We start from the raw sequence: 20,176 nt of genomic DNA on the forward strand, positions 1-20,176 counted from the left end.
GTTTTTTTCACAAGGATTCCTCTAGGCTACTATTTCAGAAAAATAATCGTTTGTCAACGAGAAATGGATATGTATTCCAACATTATACATTCCAAACCTTTATCATGATCCAAATGATCAATATCCAAAATGGGATAACAAGTAATAATCCCCAAAAACAGCCTTTAAAAAATCTCATGATGAACACCTCGTTCATCCGCCCTACTTATGTAAAAAGCGAGGGCTGAATCAATCTTTCTATCTTTAAAATCTATACTATTTTGTCATTACATGCTCTACTTTAATGCAACGATCCATTATTACTGTGTAGCCTTTTTCTTGTAAAAGTTTATATGTATCTTCATCTTGTACTCCTAATTGTGCCCAGAAAACATCTGCATCAATCTCTACAAACTCTTCCGCAACATCCTTTAAAAATTCTGAGCGACGAAACACATTTACAATATCAACATGTTCTTTAATATCCGTCAGTGAAGAAACCGCCTTTTCTCCGAGTACTTCATCTACTGTTGGATTTACTGGAATAATGCGGTACCCAGCATCTTGCATTGCTTTTGAAACCATATACGATGTGCGTTCTGGCTTATCTGATAATCCAACAACTGCAATCGTTTTACTTTTCTTTAATACTTCACCAATTTCCGTACGAGTTGGGTTTTCAATTGCCATAATTAATCCCTCCTATTCCTTTAGTATATCCGATAAAGAAAGTCTCTTTCAACATGAAAGAGACTTTCTTTTATTCCGATTATTGATTCTTAGTAGCTGAATTATCTGCTAACGTAGCTGATTTCGTCATTTTTTGACCATTGCGATAGAATGTAACTTCTACTTTCTCGCCTACTTTTTTCTTTTCATATAAATATTTACGGAATTGAAGTGAATTTTCTACTTTTTGATCATCTAACGCTACTACTATATCATATTGCTCTAAACCAGCTTTTTCCGCTGGTGATATTGGATAAATTTTACCTAATACAACTCCATTTGTTACTTCTTTTGGCACTTTTAATTGATTTACTGCATAAGCTTGCACATCTTCTAATGAAACGACACCGACTCCTAGTGCTGGACGTTTCACCACTCCATCTTTTTCAAGTGATTCAATAACTGGTTTTGCAATGTTAATTGGAATTGCAAAACCAATACCCTCTACTGATTGCTGAGCTATTTTACTTGAGTTAATACCGATTACCTCACCGTTTTGGTTAAATAGTGCACCACCACTGTTACCAGGGTTAATCGCTGCATCTGTTTGAATAACTTGTGCTTGCCAATCAGGACGTTTATCACCATCAATATCAACTGGAATTTCACGCTCTTTACTACTGATGATACCCTCCGTTACACTTCCATCAAATCCTAATGGATTACCGATTGCAATTGCTTTTTCACCCGCACGGATTTTACTGGAATCACCTAAACTTGCAACTTTATTCACATTAGATCCATCAATCTCTACAACAGCTAAGTCCAACCAAGGGTCCTTACCAACTAATTTTGCATCGACTTGCTTTCCATCGCTTAGTTTAACGGCAAGTTTATTTGCACCATCTACTACGTGGTTATTTGTTACGATATATGCTTTATTTCCTGCTTTTTTATAAATAACACCTGAGCCTGTACCAGCTGTTTGTTCTTGACCTGTCGGTTGCATCGCAAATGGATCAACACTTTGTTGCATATTAATCACACCTACAACAACATCCTTCGCGCCTTCGATCATTCCCGGTAAATCAGTTTCATTTTTCGCTTTATTTACAACTGGAACTACAGTTCCTTCTACTTGTTTATTAGAATTGAATGACGAAACAGCTGCATCATTATTTTGCACCCATGGCATGTACGGTGCTGCAAAACTAATCGAAACCGCCCCGACTACAGCTCCAACTAAACCTGTGAAAAAATATCCTTTTTTACTACCTGATTTTTTCACTTCTCTCGTTTCACTATGCTCTTCATTCAAATTCGGTCCGTCGTAATATCCCATGTTTTATTTCCCCTCCCTGGTGAATTCGTACTTTCAGTATAGTCACATTTTGTGTCCTTCTTGTGAACTCATCGTGAAATCCAATTAAAAAAATACTCCTATCTACCATTGTAGACAAGAAACGTATTTTTTGTACATTCCACCTACAAAGGAGAGTGTAAATTTGCTATATCCCAAAGCCGGGATGCATAGTAGCTTAAAGGTTATTCTTCGAATTTGTAACCTACTCGAATAACAGTGCCGATATGCTTCGCCTTATCTCCTAGCTTATTTCGCAGTTTTTTAATATGTGTATCAACCGTTCGGTCATCACCGTAGTAATCATATCCCCATAACTGATCTAATAAATGTTGACGTGACAACACAATTCCTTTGTTCTCCATTAAATAAACGAGAAGCTCAAACTCCTTATGTGTCAATATAATTTCTTCACCATCTACTAAAACTGTTCTAGATAGTCGATTCACTTCTATTCCAGCTAAAGACATAGTATTTTCTTCTGATACTCCTACTGCTCCATCCGCACGTTTCAATAACGTCTTTGCACGAGCTACTAACACTTTCGGACTAAAAGGTTTTGTTACATACTCATCTGCCCCTAGTTCAAAGCCTAGTAATGTATCATCCTCATCAGAACGTGCTGTCAGCATAATAATTGGTACCGCTGACTCTTTTCTAATTCGTCTACAAACAGACCAACCATCTATTTCTGGTAACATAATATCTAACATAATTAAATCAATTGTATGTTCAGCAAATAATTCTAGCGCTTTTTTTCCATCTTCCGCTTCGATTACTTCAAAGCCTTCATTACGAAAATAATCACTAACAATTTCACGTAATCTTCTTTCATCTTCAACAAGTAATACTGTTTTATTCATATAATCTATCCCGCCTTTTTACTCTTTCAATCGAATAATACGTTGATTGGAGCTTCCGCGAAATGGAAGTGTTAAATCTTTTTTCTCGATTTCAAATCTTCCATCGACTAAAACATCCCCATACTGTAACAACTCTATCATATCATTATTTCGAGAACTCTGTATCTCTTCTAACGTATAACCTGTATACATCCATAGATTTTTTTTCAAATCTTGCACAGCTTTTGCTACTTTTTTCACTTCAGCAGCTTGGAAGAATGGATCTCCACCTGAAAATGTTACATCTGTTAATGAATTACTTTCAATCTCTTTCACAATTTCTTCTACCGTCATTTCAGTTCCATTGCAAACATTCCAAGATTTCGGGTTATGGCATCCGAAACAACGATGCGGACAGCCCGCAAAAAACACGACTGTCCGCAACCCTTCTCCATCTACTACACTATCATGAATGATATTCATAACTTTCATTTATGCTTCACCCGATCCATCTCTTCACTACGTTTCGCACTATTCCACTTCGACATATCTCCTACAAGATATCCTGTTATGCGGCGAATTCTTTCTATTTCATTCTCATCTTCATTTCCGCAGCTCGGACATTCATTCCCGATAATGCCATGATAACTACAGCACTTACAACGATCGACAGGATGGTTAATTGAACCGTAGCCTACGCCGTACTGCGCCATCGCTTGTACAATTTGCTTTAACGCCTTTTGATTATGCACAGCTGCACCATCTAGTTCAATGTACGTAATATGTCCGCCATTACAAAGAGCGTGAAACGGTCCTTCTAATCGAATTTTATCTATAGCTTGAATATTGTAATACACCGGTACATGGAACGAATTTGTATAATAATTATGATTTGTCACACCGCTAATTAAACCAAATTCTTCTCTATCTTTCTTCACAAACTTACCTGATAACCCTTCGGCAGGCGTTGCAATTATTGAGAAATTCAGTTGATGTTCTTCCGTCGCCTTATCCATTCTCTTCCTCATAAAGGAAATGATTTCATATCCAAGCTTCCACGATTCTTCATTTTCTCCATGGTGCTTTCCTGTTAATGCTACTAAACATTCTGCAAGACCGATAAAGCCAAGACTTAACGTCCCTTGTTTTAAAATCGGCGCCACAGCATCTTCAGGTTGTAACGTCTCTCCACCGCGCCATACACCTTGTGAATATAAGAACTGAAAATCTCTTGCTCTCTTTGTACATTGATAAGCAAATCTCTCTAATAATTGCTTAACGCCTAAATCTAAATAATAACTTAGCGCTTCAAAAAACGCTTCTTTTGAACCACTAATTAGCGCTAATTTCACTAAATTAATAGAAGTAAACGATAAATTCCCTCTTCCAATTGCTGTTTCTTCCCCATGTATATTAGACATAACACGAGTACGGCACCCCATATAACATACTTCACTTTCAGGTCGTCCATCATAGTGCACTGCATTAAACGGAGCATCTAAAAACGAAAAGTTAGGGAATAATCGCTCAGCGGTCGTTTCTAACGCTAATTCAAATAAATCATAGTTCGGATCACACTCTTCAAAGTTCACACCTTTTTTCATTTTGAAAATTTGAATAGGAAAAATCGGTGTTTCCCCTTTCCCAAGACCAGCTTGCGTTGCTTTTAACAGCTGCTTAATTAACAGTCTTCCTTCTTTCGATGTGTCTGTTCCGTAGTTAATAGAAATAAACGGTACTTGTCCCCCGCCCCTACTATGCATACTATTTGAATTATGAACGAAAGCCTCACACGCCTGATACGTATCATTTTCTGTTTCTTTCCATGCAAATTCCTCTATTTGTTCTTTCGTAAGCGGATATGACTGTAGTCGTTTTTTATGTCTCTTTACTGTTTTTCTCACATATGGAGCTAAATCAATATCAAAGAGTGCAAACGATTGACCACCGTGCTGCATATTTTGGTTCGCCTGAAAAATAATTGAAGAAAGCGCCAACGCACTTTTAATGTCTTGTGGTTGTCTCATATGTCCATGTCCAGTATGAAAACCGTTAGCTAGCATTTGCGCTAACGGAATTTGCGAACAAGTCGTCGTTCCTGTTGCATAAAAATCTAAATCATGTGGATATAATATATTTTGATCTATCGCTTTTTTCACTTGATCTGATAATAATTTTTCTACTGCATAATACTTTGCGCTCTCAGATGCGAACGTTCCCATTACCCCCATTGGAGATCGACCATCTACATTTGCATTTTCCTGCATTAAATCTTGTTCATTACCGTGGATAATTGTCTCAAATACTTTCATTAATTCTTCTCCACGTACATTTTGTTTCAACATTCATAACCCTCCACCAACATGTTGTTGTCTTTTGATTAAAATCATACAACATATAGTTCTTCTGTTCCTGTGAAAAATGTAACATTCCTGTGAAAGTTTTTTTAAAAATTAATGACTTTTTCATTTATAAAAAAGAAATGTGCTCTTTACAAATGTATGGTACAATAAATGGGAAAAACTCTTTTTACCCTTTATCAACACATTTGTATAAAGGAGACTGAACTCATGGTTATTACATATCTTTTATTTATCGTTGCCTATCTACTCGGTTCGATTCCATTTGCATTAGTCGTTGGAAAAATTGGTTATGGAATCGACATTCGTGAGCATGGAAGCGGTAATCTAGGCGGAACAAATACATTCCGTACATTAGGGAAAAAAGCAGGTTTTATCGTAACAATTGCTGACATTTTAAAAGGTACATTAGCAACAGGTCTACCGATTATTTTCGGGTCAGATATTCACCCACTATGGTTTGGATTAGCCGCTGTTCTTGGACATGTCTATCCGATCTTCGCAAAATTCCGCGGTGGGAAAGCAGTTGCAACTTCTGCTGGGGTGCTATTATGCTATTCACCAGTTGTTTTTGCAATATTAGCTGTTGTCTTTTTCAGCCTTTTATTTACAACAAGATACGTATCACTTTCTTCTATGATAACAGCTGTCGTTGCTGTTATTGCATCCATTGTTAGCGGGGATAAAATCTTCATTATTGCGATGTGTTTATTAGCAGGTATGGTTATTTATAAACACCGTGCAAATATCGGACGAATTATAAATAAAACTGAACCAAAAGCAAACTTTTCAAAAAAGCAAAAATAAGATCGTAACCCACATAACGCAAAAAGAAAACGTGAAGCATATTAATAGCGTCTTTTTGCGTTATTTTTTATACTAAAAGAAAAAGCAACATAATTTGGAGGAACTATACATGAATCTTTCCGTAACAAAAGAAGCAGCACAATGGTATAAAAACGAATTAAACTTACAATCGGGTGAAACAATACGCCTTTTCGTACAATACGGCGGTTGCAGTACTGTGCAAAAAGGACTTTCTTTAGGTATTCGTAAAGATGACCCTGCGCACCCTGCTGTTCAAACTCAAGAAGAAGGTATTAACTTCTTTATTGAAGGCGATGATGAGTGGTTCTTCGATGGACATAATTTATCTGTTACATTTAACGACGGTGATGATTTCCCTCAATTTAATTATGAAAAATAAAAAAGCGTGGCTTCTGCCACGCTTTTTTTATCCTGCTATTTGCGGGTAGTAAGACCCCCACTGATTAAAGTTTCACTTTATTTCTTTTTAATTTCCTCATATTTCGCATACCACTCAGGATATAATTTTTTAAATGATACAGGGCGGAACCCTTCTTTTTTCGCACAAATATTCGTCGTGCTTGCAGTAATACAAAGTTCGCCATCACCATTATAAATTTCATATCCATATACAACGCGGAGCGGGCTCACAGTATCAACCCACGTTTTCACAATAGCTTTTTCTCCATAACGCATCGCTTTACGATATGAAATTTGTAAGTCTAACACAGGAGAAATAATTCCCTCTTTCTCCATTTCAACATATGAAAATCCTAAATCTTGTATAAGTTTCGTGCGCCCTAGTTCAAGCCACACTAAATAGTTTGAATGGTAAACAACACCCATTTGATCTGTTTCCGCATAACGGATTTCAACTTCATGTTCTGCTACAAACATTTCTATTCGCCTTCTTTCACTTCTGTTCCCTTGCATACATTTAATCATAATACAGTGGAATCAAAAATAAAATAAAAACAGTGAATCTTTTACCGAAAGGGGCAAGCACATGATTCAAATTGTAACTGTTCGTAGCGGTGATAGCGTATATAGTTTAGCCTCAAAATATGGATCTACACCTGAAGAGATTGTAAAAGACAATGGACTAAATCCAGCCGAAACACTCGTTGTTGGTCAGGCACTTATCGTTAATACGAAAGGCAATAATTATTATGTACAGCCTGGCGACAGCCTTTATCGAATTTCTCAAACGTATAACGTTCCTCTCGCCAGTTTAGCTAAAGTTAATAACCTTTCATTAAAATCTATTCTCCATGTCGGACAGCAATTATATATACCGAAAGGAACAAAACGAGCAGTAGAATCCATTGCTTATTTACAACCTTCAACAATACCGATAAAAGAAAGTTTAGTAACTGCTACACGTGCTATCAACCCATTTTTAACATATTTAGCCTACTTTAGTTTTGAAGCAAAAAGAGACGGTACATTAAAAGAACCAACCGAAACAGCGAAAATCGCTAATATTGCAACGCAAGGTAAAACCATCCCTATGCTCGTTATTACAAATATCGAAAATGGAAATTTCAGTGCCGATCTGACCTCGGTTATTTTACGCGATGCAACAATTCAAAACAAGTTTATTACTAACATTTTGCAAACAGCTGAAAAATATGGCATGCGAGACATTCATTTCGATTTCGAGAGTGTGGCACCTGAAGATCGCGAAGCCTATAATCGTTTTTTACGAAATGTGAAAACACGCTTACCTAGCGGGTACACATTAAGTACAACGCTTGTACCGAAAACAAGTTCCAATCAAAAAGGGAAATTTTTTGAGGCTCACGATTATAAAGCACAAGGACAAATTGTTGATTTCGTCGTCATTATGACATACGACTGGGGTTGGCAAGGTGGCCCACCAATGGCGATTTCCCCTATTGGTCCTGTGAAAGAAGTACTTCAATATGCAAAATCTCAAATGCCTCCACAAAAAATTATGATGGGGCAAAATTTATATGGATTTGATTGGAAACTTCCGTTCAAACAAGGGAATCCACCCGCAAAAGCAGTTAGCTCTGTCGCAGCTGTTGCACTTGCTCGTAAATACAATGTTCCTATCCGCTATGATTTCACAGCCCAAGCTCCACATTTTAATTACTTTGATGAAAACGGCGTACAACACGAGGTTTGGTTTGAAGATTCGAGGTCTATTCAAAGTAAATTCAATTTAATGAAAGAACAAGGCATTGGCGGTATTAGCTATTGGAAGATTGGTCTACCATTCCCACAAAATTGGCGTTTACTCGTTGAAAACTTTACAATTACGAAAAAAGGCTGACGAAAGTCAGCTTTTTAAATATTTTTACAATATTATCCAAACGCACAAAAAGGAGAATGATGACATTCTCCTTTTTTTAACCGTTATCAACAATTGGTTGTTTGCCAGTTTGGTCTTGCATTTGCTTCCCTTTATTGCCACCAGCTTTTTTCGATTGTGTTCCAATTTGATTTGGTGCAAAGTCTTTTGAATTTTTTTTCGGATTACCCATTACTATCGCCTCCTTAACACTAGTATCGTACTAGTGTTAAGAATTATTCAGCCTGCTTAAAAAGTTTCATTTCATAACGTTTTTCAATTCGTTTTTCAATTCGATCCATTGCATCACGATCGCTTAATAATTGTTGTTTATTTTCATTTACAAGTTCTTCAAACGATCTACGGCGACTTCTTCTCATGTTGCTCACCCTTTCTTCAACGCTTTCTTATTACATAGTATGAGCAAATGAAAAACTCTTTAATCAGATTTGCAAGAAAATTTTATGTTTTGATAAAAAATCCCATGCGCATATATTGCACATGGGATTTTTTACACCATCATATTTAAATATTTTTTAATTTCTTCATCCGCATTTACTTTATTTGCTCTATATTCATCCAGCGCTCGTAATACAGAATCGTATTCTTCTACAATGTAGCTCTCTAGCTTCAAAATGTCCTCTACACTGTCAATCATAATTCTCGTGTTGCCAATCTCACTTTTCAATGCTGCCTCGTATGTTAAGCTCGTACAAATTTCTCTTACATCGTCTTCCATTTTTTCTGTTAACACATATTTCTTTCGCCCTTTGACCTTTAACCTTATAATTGGGTAAAAAGCTTTTATATCTAAATAACTCCCAACATTCATACAACGAATCCAATCAATATCACGTTTATTTCGTACAAGCATTTCTTTTACCGCTTCAAATACCGCTGTTTCATCAAGTACTTCCTTATTCGCTTTTCTTTTTCCTTCTTCTTCAACAGCTGCACATTTTTGATAAACAGCCGCACACGTAATACAGTCGTCAAATGCATTATGAGAACTTAAGCGAATTCCAAGCATTCGTTTTAACGTTTCAAGTTTATGATTAGGCGCATGCTTCATATATTTTTTCGCTAAAAACACAGTATCAATAACGTTATTTTTAGGCTCAGGTAGTCCAAGCATATTTACATTACTTTTTAAAAAACGCATATCAAAAGATGCATTATGAGCGACAATAACATTTGTATGTAAAAATGCTAAAAATAAAGGTAATACTTCTTCAATCGTCGGTGCATCTGAAACACGATAATTTGTAATACCTGTTAAACTTGTTATTCGGTCCGGAATTGAACGCTCTGGATTCACATACGAAACAAACTGATCTACTAGTTCATGATTGTGATATTTCACTGCTGCTACTTGAATAATTTTATCATTATAAGGGTTAAATCCTGTTGTTTCAAAATCAATTACAACATAATCTAACGGTAAGGATATATTCCCCACTCCAAATACACTCCTTTATCTCTAAACGTTTATATTTCTTTTATCATACCATGTAGCCATCACTACTTGAAAAAGAAAAGGCAGAAATGGCAACTCTCCACCTCTACCTTTTCACCGTTATTTTAATTTAGCAATCCTTTTCTCCATCTCTTTTTGAGTCATCGGTCCAATAAACTTATCTTGAATAACACCTTCTGTATCAATAAAATAAGAAGTTGGAATGGTAATTACTTTATACGCTGTTGTCACATCAATGTTCTTGTCCAATAAAATAGGAAAAGTAATTCCTTTTTCTTTAGCGAAGTTCCTTACCTTTTCTTCTCCCCCTCCTTTTTCTGAAGGAGTATAGTTTATAGCTAAAATTTCTACGTTTTCTTTATGTTCTTTATAAAAGGCCTCCATATCAGGCATTTCTTGCTGACAAGGCCCACACCACGTTGCCCAAAAGTTTAAAATAACTTTCTTTCCTTTTAAATTGGATAACTTTACATTCGTTCCATCTATCTTTGCTAATTCAAAATCTGGTGCGCTCTTTCCAATTTCAATACCGTTCCTTGCGAAAATCTCTTTCATAGCAGCTTCACTTTTGGCAGGCTTTTCTTGCATTACTTGATCCTCTTTACCAAACTGTTCATAAGCTGCATATCCCGCTAAACAAAGTAACACTACAATAATGGTAAGCTTCCGCCACATATTATATCACCCTTACGTGTTTATCTTCTTATTACATAATCACCAAAATACTATATACCTTATTTTAGCTTATACGGACAAGCTTGGAAATATTCACATTCGAAATAGTTAGAATATTTTCAGTTAAGATGAAATATTTACCTTTTTATCATATAATTAGAAATAAATACAAAACCTGCGAGGTGATATGTATTTTACAATTACTTATCAACCCTTTTACTTTTGTTTTCTTCACTTTACCGTTACTATGTATTTTTTTTAGCGCCTTACTATACAAATTCAAATGGGCTGTAATTATTATTTCTTTTACTGTTCCACTTATATTTTTCGTTATCGTCTCGGGATTTGATATACACCTCGCTTTACAAAACTTAGACGCTTGGATTGTTTATAGTGCTGTTTATTCTGTACTTTCCTACATAACGCCAGCGCTAATACGAAGAAAACTGCACATGTAGAACTTTCAAAAAGGGGGATTTTTATGAATCTATTTGAAAAAATACTATTATATATTCTTAGTTTTATATTTTCCCCAATCGGGATTATCACTTGGATCATCTCGCTCTTCAGTAAAGATCCTGAAAAAAAGCAAGTTGGGCGTATTTGTCTCTTTATCGCTTTAATCTCATTTATCCTTTTAGCCGGTCTCGGTATTCTTAGTTTCTTCACGATGACTACCACTACTATACAATAGTTATAGAAAGGATGATTATTTTGGGAGAACATCCTATAAGTAAAGAACTTCGCTATATACGAATATGTTTAGTTGTTTTAGTAATCGTTCTTTTATTTTTCAACGGTGAAAGAGTTGTTGAAATTTCTACAAATCATGATGCCGTAGAAAACGTTTCAACCAGTAATATGACACAGATTGCTGAAAATACATTTGCTATTCAAGAATATAATCCATCACTAAGTAGCGAACGTACGCTCAAAATTTTCAAATATAATCCGGATACAAATCAACTTACTCTAGTCAAAGAGTTTAGCACTAACGATACTGATTCTTATACGTATCAACTTAATAAGAGTGAATAAAGATAAGAGCGCTATATAGCTCTTATCTTTTTATTAGCATCTCTTTAAACAATGACTTACAATTTAATAATTCTCTAGGATCCCCACATTCCACAATAATTCCATTCTTCATGACAACAATCCGATCCGCTATCATCGCCCTCTCGACATCATGTGTCGTCACAATTCTCGTTACATTCTCCTCTAGCCCTTTAAGCATATTCCAAACCACTTCTTGATTGCTCAGATCTAATCCCGCAGTCGGTTCATCTAGAATAATGAGATTCGGATTTGATACAATCGCTCGCAATAATGCAAGACGCTTTCTCTCTCCTCCCGAAAACTCTTCACCGCTTTTATGTAGTACAGTCTGAATCCCTTTAGATAAACTCCTGATAATTGACTTCGCATTTACAAGTTCAATATTTTTTTCTAACTGTTTTTCTAAGACCCCTTCCCCAAAATACATATTCTCTTTTACTGTCGTTCGAAAAAAACGAGGTTCCTGCCATATAGTAGTCATACGAGCTTTATTACCGTAATAAGCAATACTACCAGTAGATGGTTTATATAAACCCGTGATTAATTTTAAAAGCGTCGTTTTTCCTGCACCACTTTCCCCCACAATAATAACGAGTTCACCGGGATTAATTTGCAAATGTATATTTTTAATTCTACATCTCTCTTCACCGTTCTCTTGAAATGAAACGTTTGTTAATTTCATTCCCATCGCTCTTTCTACATTTCTGTATTCAGCCGGTATATCTAAAAAGCCAAAAACTCGATTTGCCGAAGCAATAGCAACTTGTGTCATCATCAATAAATCACTCGCATAACGAACGGGGAAAAATAACATCTCAATTGTAGCTAATACCGCCACAAGCGAACCGACTTCCATATCCCCTTTTATTATTTTTTTTGCTCCTATAATAAGAACAACTATATATGCTCCTGTTTCTTTTACCGTTCCAACTATCCCAATACAATGTTGTATCATCGTCTTCTTTACTTCTGTTTTATAAGATTGTGCCGTCACTCCTTTAAACAAATGAATTGCCCATTTTTCTTTTTGTAAACTACGTAAATCTTGTATACCTTTTACAAACTGTGACATCATCTCTACAACACTTGATTGATTTTTTTGAGCAATACTTGCAATATTTCTTACTTTTCCCCCCATAAGCATTGGAACAATTGCACTTAAAAATAAAAACGGGGTTATCCACCATATGAACTGTACATCGATATGTTGTAGAGCTATGAACGCACCAATAAATTGTGCAATGGCGTGGATGTATTCTATTAATATAGATCCATATAACCTTACCCAATTCGGAATATCAGAAACGACTAATGTTTCTAACTCCCCTTGTTTTACCTTCTCACTTTCTTCAAACGGTAATAAGAAAAAATGACGTAATACATCTATACGCTTCTCTCGTAATATTCGCTGACTTACTTTTGAGCTTACATAATTAAATAACAGATTGTTCACCCACATCAAAAAGCGGCTCCCCGCAAACAAAGCAATATATACATACGTACCTTTTAACTCCCGCTGAATAAGGTTATCTACAATTAGCCCCATAAATAGCGGACGGGATAAATTTAAAATGGCAGCTACTATTCCGCTACAAATCGCACTAATTAGCAATAGCTTTTCTTGCAACAGCGGCAACATTATTCTTCTATACTCATTCATTGTCATTCCCCCAATTTTGCATAATAAAAGGAAAGGGATGAAACCAAGTGGTTTCATCCCTTTCCCTCTGTACATAAAGTAAGGAAGCTAACAAATGTTAGCTTCCTTATCATTCATTTCAATTATTTAGTTTGATACTTTAGACTCTTCGATTTTCGAACGAAGAACCATTTGCAAGATACCACCGTGACGGTAGTAGTCAATTTCAACTTCACTATCGAAACGAGCTACTACTTCAAATTGCTTCTCTTTTCCTTCTGCATTGATTGCAACTACTTTTACAAGATCACGTGGTCTAACCGTTTTGTCAATTTGAATTTCAAATGACTCGTCACCAACAAGACCTAATGTTTCAGCACTGTCGCCATCTTTAAATTGTAATGGTAATACGCCCATTAACACTAAGTTACTGCGGTGAATACGCTCGAAGCTTTCTGCGATTACTGCTTTAATACCTAATAAGTTTGTACCTTTCGCAGCCCAGTCACGAGAACTTCCCATACCGTAGTCTTTACCAGCAACAACTAGAAGGCCTGTGCCATCTTCTTTATATTTCATCGCAGCATCATAGATAGATGTTACTTCACCAGTTGGCCAATATGTTGTATATCCGCCTTCTGTTCCTGGTGCGATTTGGTTTTTAATACGGATGTTTGCAAATGTACCACGCATCATAACTTCATGGTTACCACGACGAGAACCGTAAGAGTTAAAGTCGACTGGTTGTACGCCGTTTTCTAGTAAATAACGTCCAGCTGGCGTGTGCTTACCAATTGAACCTGCTGGTGAAATGTGGTCTGTTGTTACAGAATCACCAAATTTACCAACTATGCGTAAACCTGATAACGTTTCAACTTCACCTGGCTCTTTAGATAATCCTTCGAAGAACGGTGGGTTTTGAATGTATGTTGAATCATTATCCCAAGTATATAAAGCTTCATTTGAAGTTTGGATTTCATTCCAGCGCTCATTGCTGTTAAATACTTGTGCATATTCTTTTTTGAACAATTCAGATGTAACAACACTTTGAACTACATCTTCAATTTCTTTAGCTGATGGCCAAATATCATTAAAGTAAACAGCATTACCATTTACATCTTTACCGATTTCATCATTTTTCAGGTCAATATCAACAGTACCTGCAAGTGCATATGCCACAACAAGTGGTGGTGATGCTAAGTAGTTTGCTTTTACAAGTGGATGAATACGACCTTCAAAGTTACGGTTACCAGATAGAACAGATGTTACTAATAAATCATTTGCTGCGATTGCTTCTTCTAATTCCTCTGCTAATGGACCAGAGTTACCGATACAAGTCGTACAGCCGTAACCAACTGTTTGGAAACCTAATTGATCTAAATACGTTGTTAAACCAGACTTATCTAAGTACTCTGTAACAACTTTAGATCCTGGTGCTAACGATGTTTTTACGTAACCAGGTACTTTAAGTCCTTTTTCAATTGCTTTCTTCGCAACTAACCCTGCTCCAATTAACACGTACGGATTTGACGTATTTGTACAGCTTGTAATTGCAGCGATTGCAATTCCACCTGTTTTCATCGTTACTTCTTGATCTTTCAATGTAACTTTCACTTCTTTATCAAACTCTTGCTCATTGAATCCAAGTCCTTGTGTTCCAACTGGTGCTACAACAGCTTTATGGAACTCCTCTTTCATATCTGAAAGCGGGATTAAATCTTGCGGACGTTTCGGTCCAGAAAGGTTAGATTCGATTGTATTTAAATCAATTTCAACAAGATCAGTATAGATTGGATCTTTACTATCTGCTGTATAGAATAAACCGTTTGCTTTACAATATTCTTCAACAACGCGAATTTGCTCTTCATCTCTACCTGTTAAACGTAAGTATTCTAATGAAATGTCGTCGATTGGGAAGAATCCACAAGTTGCACCGTATTCTGGTGCCATATTTGAAATTGTTGCGCGGTCAGCTAAAGGCATGCTCTTTAGTCCATTACCGAAGAACTCAACAAATTTACCAACTACACCTTTTTGACGTAACACTTGTGTTACTTTTAATGCAACGTCAGTTGCTGTTGTACCACTTGGAAGTGTACCAGTTAATTTCACACCGATTACTTCAGGTACTGGGAAATATGAAGGCTGTCCAAGCATTCCTGCTTCTGCTTCAATACCACCAACGCCCCATCCAAGAACACCGATACCATTAATCATTGTTGTATGTGAGTCTGTTCCAACTAATGAATCTGGGTATGCAACTAAGTCACCTTCAGCATTTTTCACCGCATGAACAACCGGTGCTAAATATTCAAGATTTACTTGGTGTACAATACCTGTTGCTGGTGGAACTGCACGGTAGTTATCAAATGATTTCTGTGCCCAGCTTAAAAATTTATAACGTTCTTCATTACGTTTAAACTCTAAGTCCATGTTGAATGCAAGCGAGTCTGCCGTACCCGCTCTATCAACCTGTACAGAGTGGTCAATTACAAGGTCTACAGTAATTTCAGGATTAATTTTGTCAGGATCCCCACCCATGTCTGCCATTGCTTTACGAAGCGAAGCCAAATCTACAACAGCTGGAACACCTGTGAAGTCTTGTAAGATTACGCGAGATGGTTTAAACGGAACATCGATATCTTGAACATCTTTCGTTCCCCATTTCGCTAAATTTGTAACGTGTTCTTCTGTAATTACGCGTCCGTCTACTTGACGAAGTACAGATTCAAGTAAAACTTTCACGGAATATGGTAATTGAGATACGTTGCCAACCCCTGCGTTTTCAAGCGCTTTCAATTGATAATAATGATACGTCTTTCCATCTAGTTCAAAAGTTGCACGTGATTGAAATGGATTATGTTTGACCATTATGTTTCCCCCCTGTTAAACGTGACTAATTTGTCTGAATATAAAATGTAGACAAACTTTTCAATACCTTACGATAATATCTTATTACAACTTTCTAAATAAGTAAATAATAAGAAACTTATGGATTATAATAAGTTTTCTTTATCTTTCTAAATTTGAATAGTGTCCATGCTCCTTATAAATACTATTATTGTAAAGTAAAGCACTCTACTTTACGTTCATATATGTTATGAACAACTCATGATTTATCTATAAAAAATATTATAGAGGTGAGAAAAAATGGGTAAACGAAAAGCAAATCATACTATTTCAGGAATGAATGCTGCATCCGCACAAGGACAAGGAACTGGTTATAACGAAGAGTTCGCAAATGAACCTTTAACTCCGGCAGAGCGACAAAATAATAAAAAACGAAAAAAGAATCAGTAACGAAAAATCCCAAAAGGTATACCTTTTGGGATTTTCTCTAATGTTTATAACGTAACAACTCCGAAACTGTTACAAATCGATAACCCTGCTTTTTCAGCTCAGGTAAAATTTTTGCTAATGCCGCCACTGTTTGACTACGATCACTTCCTCCATCGTGCAACAGTACAATATCTCCACTTTTAGCATTTTTCACAACATGATTTACTATGGATTCTGTACCTGGATTCGCCCAATCACGAGGGTCTTGATGCCATGACCATAGAACAATTTGATACCCAGCTTTTTTTGCCGTAGTAAATACAGCATCATTAATATATCCACCTGGCGGACGGAACAATAAAGGTTCTTTCACCCATTTTTCAAAATATTTCTTTCCATTTAAAATATCATGTTCTAATTTTTCATCTGATGAATTACTCGCATACAAATGATTCATCGTATGATTTCCGATTTCATGCCCTTCTTTCAACACTCGCTTTACTAAGTACGGATTACGCTGAACTCGAAAGCCAATCATAAAAAAAGTCGCTTCCGCTTTATATTGACGTAATAACTCTAATACTTGCGGTGTATAAGTTGGGTCCGGTCCATCATCAAATGTAATTGCGATAATTTTTTCATTATTTGGTACTTCCCATGTTACATAGCCAGTTGGCTCTAGCTCTTTTCTTAACAACATTTTAGCTTCCACTTTGTCCACTTGAAATATATGTACTGCACAAATTAAAGAAAAAATTGATAGAATAATTTTTCGTTTCAGCATAGTAGCACTAAAAGTAATGAGATTGTTGAATTCACAACAACCTTTTCACTTTTCTATTTGATCTACATTTCGCATAATATTTTGGAGATTACTTTCATATTGCTCAAGTTGTGGACGCTGCGTTTCTGATGCTACTTCAAGTGCATTTTGAATTTGTTCGTACGCCTCTTGCACTTCTTGGCGTAACTCTTTTAAATCATGGCCGTAATTCGGGTCATTTTTCACAATATTATTGAATATATTTTCCGCTTGAACAACCCCTTGCTGCGCGGCCTGAAAAGCCTGTTGCTTATCTTTATGATATGGCATAACACTTTCCCCTTCCTATATGAGTTAGTCCTACTTATCTTTACCCGTTTCTCAAAAAACATTCTCGTATAAATTCGCAAACTTCTCTCATTCTAAATAGGGAGAGGAGGTGTAAAATACAATGGGTAAAAACAATAATCAATCTAATCGTCAAAACGAGAAAAAAGGGCAATCTTCTGGACAGCCCGAACCTTTAAGTGGATCTCACAAAGTTAAAAATCGTAATCATTCACGTCAAAAAAATCATGCACATCATGATATGTAAAGCAAAAGCATTCACACACACTGTATCTTTCACATAAAATGTTTATATTTTTCTATTTGTTCTTCACCTCTATTTCATTCATGCATAACATAGTATGAATTGAGATTTTACGGAGGGTGTCTTTCATGGGCAAGAAAAAGAAGGATTGTCTTTTTCATGTTGATGGTTTCGAAGAATGGATGGATCAATTTTGTTCTGATTCTTGTAGCAACTTTAGTTTTCCAAATCAAATTCATATTGACCTTTGTGAAACAGAACAAGAATACATTTTGGAAACAGATGTACCAAATGCAACTGCACAAAATGTACTCATTAAAAAGATGGAGACAGGCCTAAACATTTGTATACTTTATAAAAACACTTCTTTACAGCGGATTGTTCCTTTACCTACTAATATCATTTATAACAAGATGCTAGCCTGTTTAGAGAATGGATGTTTAGCCATTCATATTTCCAAAAACGAAGTTGCCAATAAGCATGAAAAGAAAGTTCTTTTTTCAAATTAAGGATTACTATAAACACAAACATGAGCCCGAGCAACCTTTTAGTTTGCTCGGGCTCATGTTATTTCGCATGTATTTCTATTTTAGAATTTCTAATATATCTTTTTTTCATTAAACCTTTTGTCACTAAAAGAACTGGGAACGCTATGCTTGAAAATATAGCTAATATTAAAAATACTATAAAGCCATTTTGATATCCATAATGATCGAGAAGTATCCCGCCAAACCAAGGACCAATTACTACTCCAATTCCTGAAAATCCCATAGCTCCAAAATATGTCCCTTTCAAATGTGGAACAGCTATCTCATCAATAAATACATCTGTCATTGAAAACATTAATACTTCTCCGAATGTAAAAATAATTGTACATATAGCAGCCCCTAACATAGATTCTACTAGTCCAAATCCAAACAATCCCCCGCTCACAAATAACGTTCCAACCATAATAGATGCTAACGGCGTATACTTTTTACACATTTGAATAACAGGGTATTGAATAACTACTACTGTAATCGCATTTAAAGTTAGCATATATGAGAACAACTTTACTCCATCTTGAAATATATGTGCGTTTGCAAAATATTGAGATAGTGTCGTCGTTAAATGTGAAAAACCACTATTACTCAAAATGATTCCGACTAAAGCAACTAAAAATACTATGTCTTTTCGCAAAATCCGAACCGCACTTAACATTGTGACCGGATTTTCTGTAGCTACTTTCTTTTTATCAAGTGGATATTTCTTAAATTGAAACGCTAATATAACTGTATATAAAATGTACACTCCAGCGGCTACTAAAAAAGGAATCGTTGATTTTGCACTTCCAATCTGTAATCCAACAAGTGGACCCATCGCTACTCCAACATTTATTGCACCGTAACGCAAATTATATACGAGTAAACGATACTCTGGTTTCGTTAAATCTGATAATAAAGCTCTTGATGTCGGTTCAAAAAAAGAACGACATAAGCCATTCAAAGCGTTTAATAGAAAGAAACTCAAAACATGCTCTGCAACTGAAAATCCTATAAATACAAACACCCAAACAATCATGGACCATATTATAATCATCTTTCGACCAAATCGATCAGATAAATTGCCCCCAATAAAACTAGCAAACACTCCAACAAGCGCACTCGTTCCAATGATAGCACCGGTCATTCCAGCCGATACGTCTTTAACAGTCGTTAAATAAATCGCTAAAAAAGGAATGCTCATTGAAGTTGCAAACCTAGCAAATAATGTCCCTATAATGATACTCATTCCAAGTGGATGAATATTTTGTAACTTCCCCTTCATCTTTAAACCTACTCTCCCTTTTCCTACATAAAAAAAGAAAGCAAAGGATCTGCTTTCTTTTTCCTTTTTCTATACTTGAGATGTTTATACCCGAGCTGTTCTCGTTATTTCCATATCAATTCCATATGTAAACTGTAGTTCTTTACAAACATCTTTAATCAAAATAGCTACGTTATACTTTTCATTAAATTCTAAAACAATGCTTTCTACTTCTTCATATGTATACTTATATTCGCCAGTAATTACACTTTTTAAATCAAAGCATTCATTAATACAAAGCTGGACGAGTAATTGTTCATACTTCTCTATGACATCTTCTTTTTTCCAAAGTAACTCCTTTACATATAACCGATCAAATTTCACACTTTCTCGATTACAATCCGTTAAAATCCGGGTCATCTCATTTAATTCTCGATATAATTCGGAAATATTTCTGCTTAAACTAAGCAATTTATCTACGCCGTTTTCATATGGCATTTTCATTCCCCCCCGCATTTTCTTCTTATTATAGCAAGAAAATTCTAAAAAAAGTTTCTTTCTTCTGAAATATTA

General features: G+C 35.8%; 24 protein-coding genes. 8 read left to right on the forward strand and 16 right to left on the reverse strand.

The features are described 5' to 3' along the window. Window positions 1–255 precede the first annotated feature (255 nt). The 5 genes from ABH957_RS06260 to ABH957_RS06280 all read right to left on the reverse strand — a co-directional run bounded on the left by ABH957_RS06260 (window position 256) and on the right by ABH957_RS06280 (window position 5,195). Complete coding sequence (locus ABH957_RS06260) at window positions 256–669, reverse strand: CoA-binding protein (protein ID WP_016092071.1); 414 nt, start codon at window positions 667–669, stop codon at window positions 256–258. Between the two features lie 79 nt (window positions 670–748). Further along, window positions 749–1,990, reverse strand: a complete 1,242-nt coding sequence (locus ABH957_RS06265; protein ID WP_016092072.1) for a S1C family serine protease — start codon at window positions 1,988–1,990, stop codon at window positions 749–751. Window positions 1,991–2,193: 203 nt separating this feature from the next. Continuing rightward, window positions 2,194–2,871, reverse strand: a complete 678-nt coding sequence (locus tag ABH957_RS06270; RefSeq protein WP_002087776.1) for a response regulator transcription factor — start codon at window positions 2,869–2,871, stop codon at window positions 2,194–2,196. An 18-nt stretch (window positions 2,872–2,889) separates the two neighbouring features. Continuing rightward, window positions 2,890–3,342: an anaerobic ribonucleoside-triphosphate reductase activating protein gene (gene nrdG, locus ABH957_RS06275; protein ID WP_016092073.1), complete on the reverse strand. Its 453-nt coding sequence runs from the start codon at window positions 3,340–3,342 to the stop codon at window positions 2,890–2,892. Then, window positions 3,339–5,195 carry an anaerobic ribonucleoside triphosphate reductase gene (locus ABH957_RS06280; protein WP_404510785.1) on the reverse strand — a complete coding sequence of 619 codons (1,857 nt, stop codon included), beginning with the start codon at window positions 5,193–5,195 and terminating at the stop codon, window positions 3,339–3,341. The genes nrdG and ABH957_RS06280 overlap by 4 nt, the downstream gene beginning before the upstream one ends. 225 nt (window positions 5,196–5,420) lie before the next feature. On the opposite strand from ABH957_RS06280, the gene plsY reads away from it, so the two are divergent. Both plsY and ABH957_RS06290 read left to right on the forward strand, forming a co-directional pair. Then, window positions 5,421–6,017, forward strand: a complete 597-nt coding sequence (gene plsY / locus ABH957_RS06285) for a glycerol-3-phosphate 1-O-acyltransferase PlsY (RefSeq protein WP_002014306.1) — start codon at window positions 5,421–5,423, stop codon at window positions 6,015–6,017. Between the two features lie 109 nt (window positions 6,018–6,126). Further along, window positions 6,127–6,417, forward strand: a complete 291-nt coding sequence (locus ABH957_RS06290; RefSeq protein ID WP_404456579.1) for a HesB/YadR/YfhF family protein — start codon at window positions 6,127–6,129, stop codon at window positions 6,415–6,417. Window positions 6,418–6,494: 77 nt separating this feature from the next. On the opposite strand, the gene ABH957_RS06295 is transcribed toward ABH957_RS06290, so the two are convergent. Further along, complete coding sequence (locus ABH957_RS06295; protein ID WP_000495812.1) at window positions 6,495–6,914, reverse strand: acyl-CoA thioesterase; 420 nt, start codon at window positions 6,912–6,914, stop codon at window positions 6,495–6,497. 109 nt (window positions 6,915–7,023) lie between these two features. Between ABH957_RS06295 and ABH957_RS06300 the strand changes: the two genes are divergently transcribed. Further along, window positions 7,024–8,316, forward strand: coding sequence for a glycoside hydrolase family 18 protein (locus ABH957_RS06300; protein WP_002014302.1), 1,293 nt, complete (start codon window positions 7,024–7,026; stop codon window positions 8,314–8,316). Between the two features lie 76 nt (window positions 8,317–8,392). Here ABH957_RS06300 and sspN read toward each other — a convergent pair whose 3' ends face one another. The 4 genes from sspN to ABH957_RS06320 form a co-directional block, all read right to left on the reverse strand. Next, window positions 8,393–8,527, reverse strand: coding sequence for an acid-soluble spore protein SspN (sspN, locus tag ABH957_RS06305; RefSeq protein ID WP_000527988.1), 135 nt, complete (start codon window positions 8,525–8,527; stop codon window positions 8,393–8,395). A 43-nt stretch (window positions 8,528–8,570) separates the two neighbouring features. Continuing rightward, on the reverse strand, window positions 8,571–8,714 hold the full coding sequence (locus ABH957_RS06310) for an FbpB family small basic protein (RefSeq protein WP_002014298.1): 144 nt from the start codon (window positions 8,712–8,714) through the stop codon (window positions 8,571–8,573). Window positions 8,715–8,845: 131 nt separating this feature from the next. After that, window positions 8,846–9,793 carry a 3'-5' exonuclease gene (locus tag ABH957_RS06315; RefSeq protein ID WP_404456577.1) on the reverse strand — a complete coding sequence of 316 codons (948 nt, stop codon included), beginning with the start codon at window positions 9,791–9,793 and terminating at the stop codon, window positions 8,846–8,848. A gap of 117 nt (window positions 9,794–9,910) precedes the next feature. Beyond that, window positions 9,911–10,486 carry a TlpA family protein disulfide reductase gene (locus ABH957_RS06320; RefSeq protein WP_002128499.1) on the reverse strand — a complete coding sequence of 192 codons (576 nt, stop codon included), beginning with the start codon at window positions 10,484–10,486 and terminating at the stop codon, window positions 9,911–9,913. A 481-nt stretch (window positions 10,487–10,967) separates the two neighbouring features. Between ABH957_RS06320 and ABH957_RS06325 the strand changes: the two genes are divergently transcribed. Together ABH957_RS06325 and ABH957_RS06330 are read left to right on the forward strand one after the other, a co-directional pair. Further along, on the forward strand, window positions 10,968–11,180 hold the full coding sequence (locus ABH957_RS06325; RefSeq protein WP_002033553.1) for a hypothetical protein: 213 nt from the start codon (window positions 10,968–10,970) through the stop codon (window positions 11,178–11,180). An 11-nt stretch (window positions 11,181–11,191) separates the two neighbouring features. Further along, the gene (locus ABH957_RS06330; RefSeq protein ID WP_080784617.1) at window positions 11,192–11,524 is read left to right on the forward strand and encodes a YmzC family protein; all 333 of its coding nucleotides are present in this window, start codon (window positions 11,192–11,194) and stop codon (window positions 11,522–11,524) included. 22 nt (window positions 11,525–11,546) lie between these two features. Here the strand turns inward: ABH957_RS06330 and ABH957_RS06335 are convergent, their stop codons facing one another. Both ABH957_RS06335 and acnA read right to left on the reverse strand, forming a co-directional pair. Beyond that, window positions 11,547–13,262, reverse strand: coding sequence for an ABC transporter ATP-binding protein (locus tag ABH957_RS06335; RefSeq protein WP_404456574.1), 1,716 nt, complete (start codon window positions 13,260–13,262; stop codon window positions 11,547–11,549). 69 nt (window positions 13,263–13,331) lie between these two features. Continuing rightward, window positions 13,332–16,055 (reverse strand): aconitate hydratase AcnA, encoded by a 2,724-nt coding sequence (gene acnA, locus ABH957_RS06340; protein ID WP_404456572.1) that lies wholly within the window; start codon window positions 16,053–16,055, stop codon window positions 13,332–13,334. A 279-nt stretch (window positions 16,056–16,334) separates the two neighbouring features. Here acnA and sspO point away from each other — a divergent pair, with 279 nt between their 5' ends. Further along, the gene (gene sspO / locus ABH957_RS06345; RefSeq protein ID WP_000518057.1) at window positions 16,335–16,484 is read left to right on the forward strand and encodes an acid-soluble spore protein SspO; all 150 of its coding nucleotides are present in this window, start codon (window positions 16,335–16,337) and stop codon (window positions 16,482–16,484) included. A 37-nt stretch (window positions 16,485–16,521) separates the two neighbouring features. Here the strand turns inward: sspO and pdaB are convergent, their stop codons facing one another. Continuing rightward, window positions 16,522–17,247 (reverse strand): polysaccharide deacetylase family sporulation protein PdaB, encoded by a 726-nt coding sequence (gene pdaB / locus ABH957_RS06350; RefSeq protein WP_404456570.1) that lies wholly within the window; start codon window positions 17,245–17,247, stop codon window positions 16,522–16,524. 45 nt (window positions 17,248–17,292) lie between these two features. Further along, window positions 17,293–17,556, reverse strand: coding sequence for a hypothetical protein (locus ABH957_RS06355; RefSeq protein ID WP_002014282.1), 264 nt, complete (start codon window positions 17,554–17,556; stop codon window positions 17,293–17,295). A 121-nt stretch (window positions 17,557–17,677) separates the two neighbouring features. Between ABH957_RS06355 and ABH957_RS06360 the strand changes: the two genes are divergently transcribed. Together ABH957_RS06360 and ABH957_RS06365 are read left to right on the forward strand one after the other, a co-directional pair. After that, a complete protein-coding gene (locus tag ABH957_RS06360; RefSeq protein ID WP_002014281.1) occupies window positions 17,678–17,821 on the forward strand; it encodes a small acid-soluble spore protein P in 144 nt (47 codons plus the stop codon). Between the two features lie 125 nt (window positions 17,822–17,946). After that, window positions 17,947–18,327 carry an Hsp20/alpha crystallin family protein gene (locus ABH957_RS06365; RefSeq protein WP_002014278.1) on the forward strand — a complete coding sequence of 127 codons (381 nt, stop codon included), beginning with the start codon at window positions 17,947–17,949 and terminating at the stop codon, window positions 18,325–18,327. A 58-nt stretch (window positions 18,328–18,385) separates the two neighbouring features. Here the strand turns inward: ABH957_RS06365 and ABH957_RS06370 are convergent, their stop codons facing one another. Further along, window positions 18,386–19,624: an MDR family MFS transporter gene (locus tag ABH957_RS06370; protein ID WP_002014277.1), complete on the reverse strand. Its 1,239-nt coding sequence runs from the start codon at window positions 19,622–19,624 to the stop codon at window positions 18,386–18,388. An 84-nt stretch (window positions 19,625–19,708) separates the two neighbouring features. Beyond that, window positions 19,709–20,101 carry a hypothetical protein gene (locus tag ABH957_RS06375; RefSeq protein WP_002137716.1) on the reverse strand — a complete coding sequence of 131 codons (393 nt, stop codon included), beginning with the start codon at window positions 20,099–20,101 and terminating at the stop codon, window positions 19,709–19,711. Between the last annotated feature and the right edge of the window lie 75 nt (window positions 20,102–20,176).

Source organism: Bacillus sp. RC242, from assembly GCF_044908245.1.
Classification (GTDB): domain Bacteria; phylum Bacillota; class Bacilli; order Bacillales; family Bacillaceae_G; genus Bacillus_A; species Bacillus_A mycoides.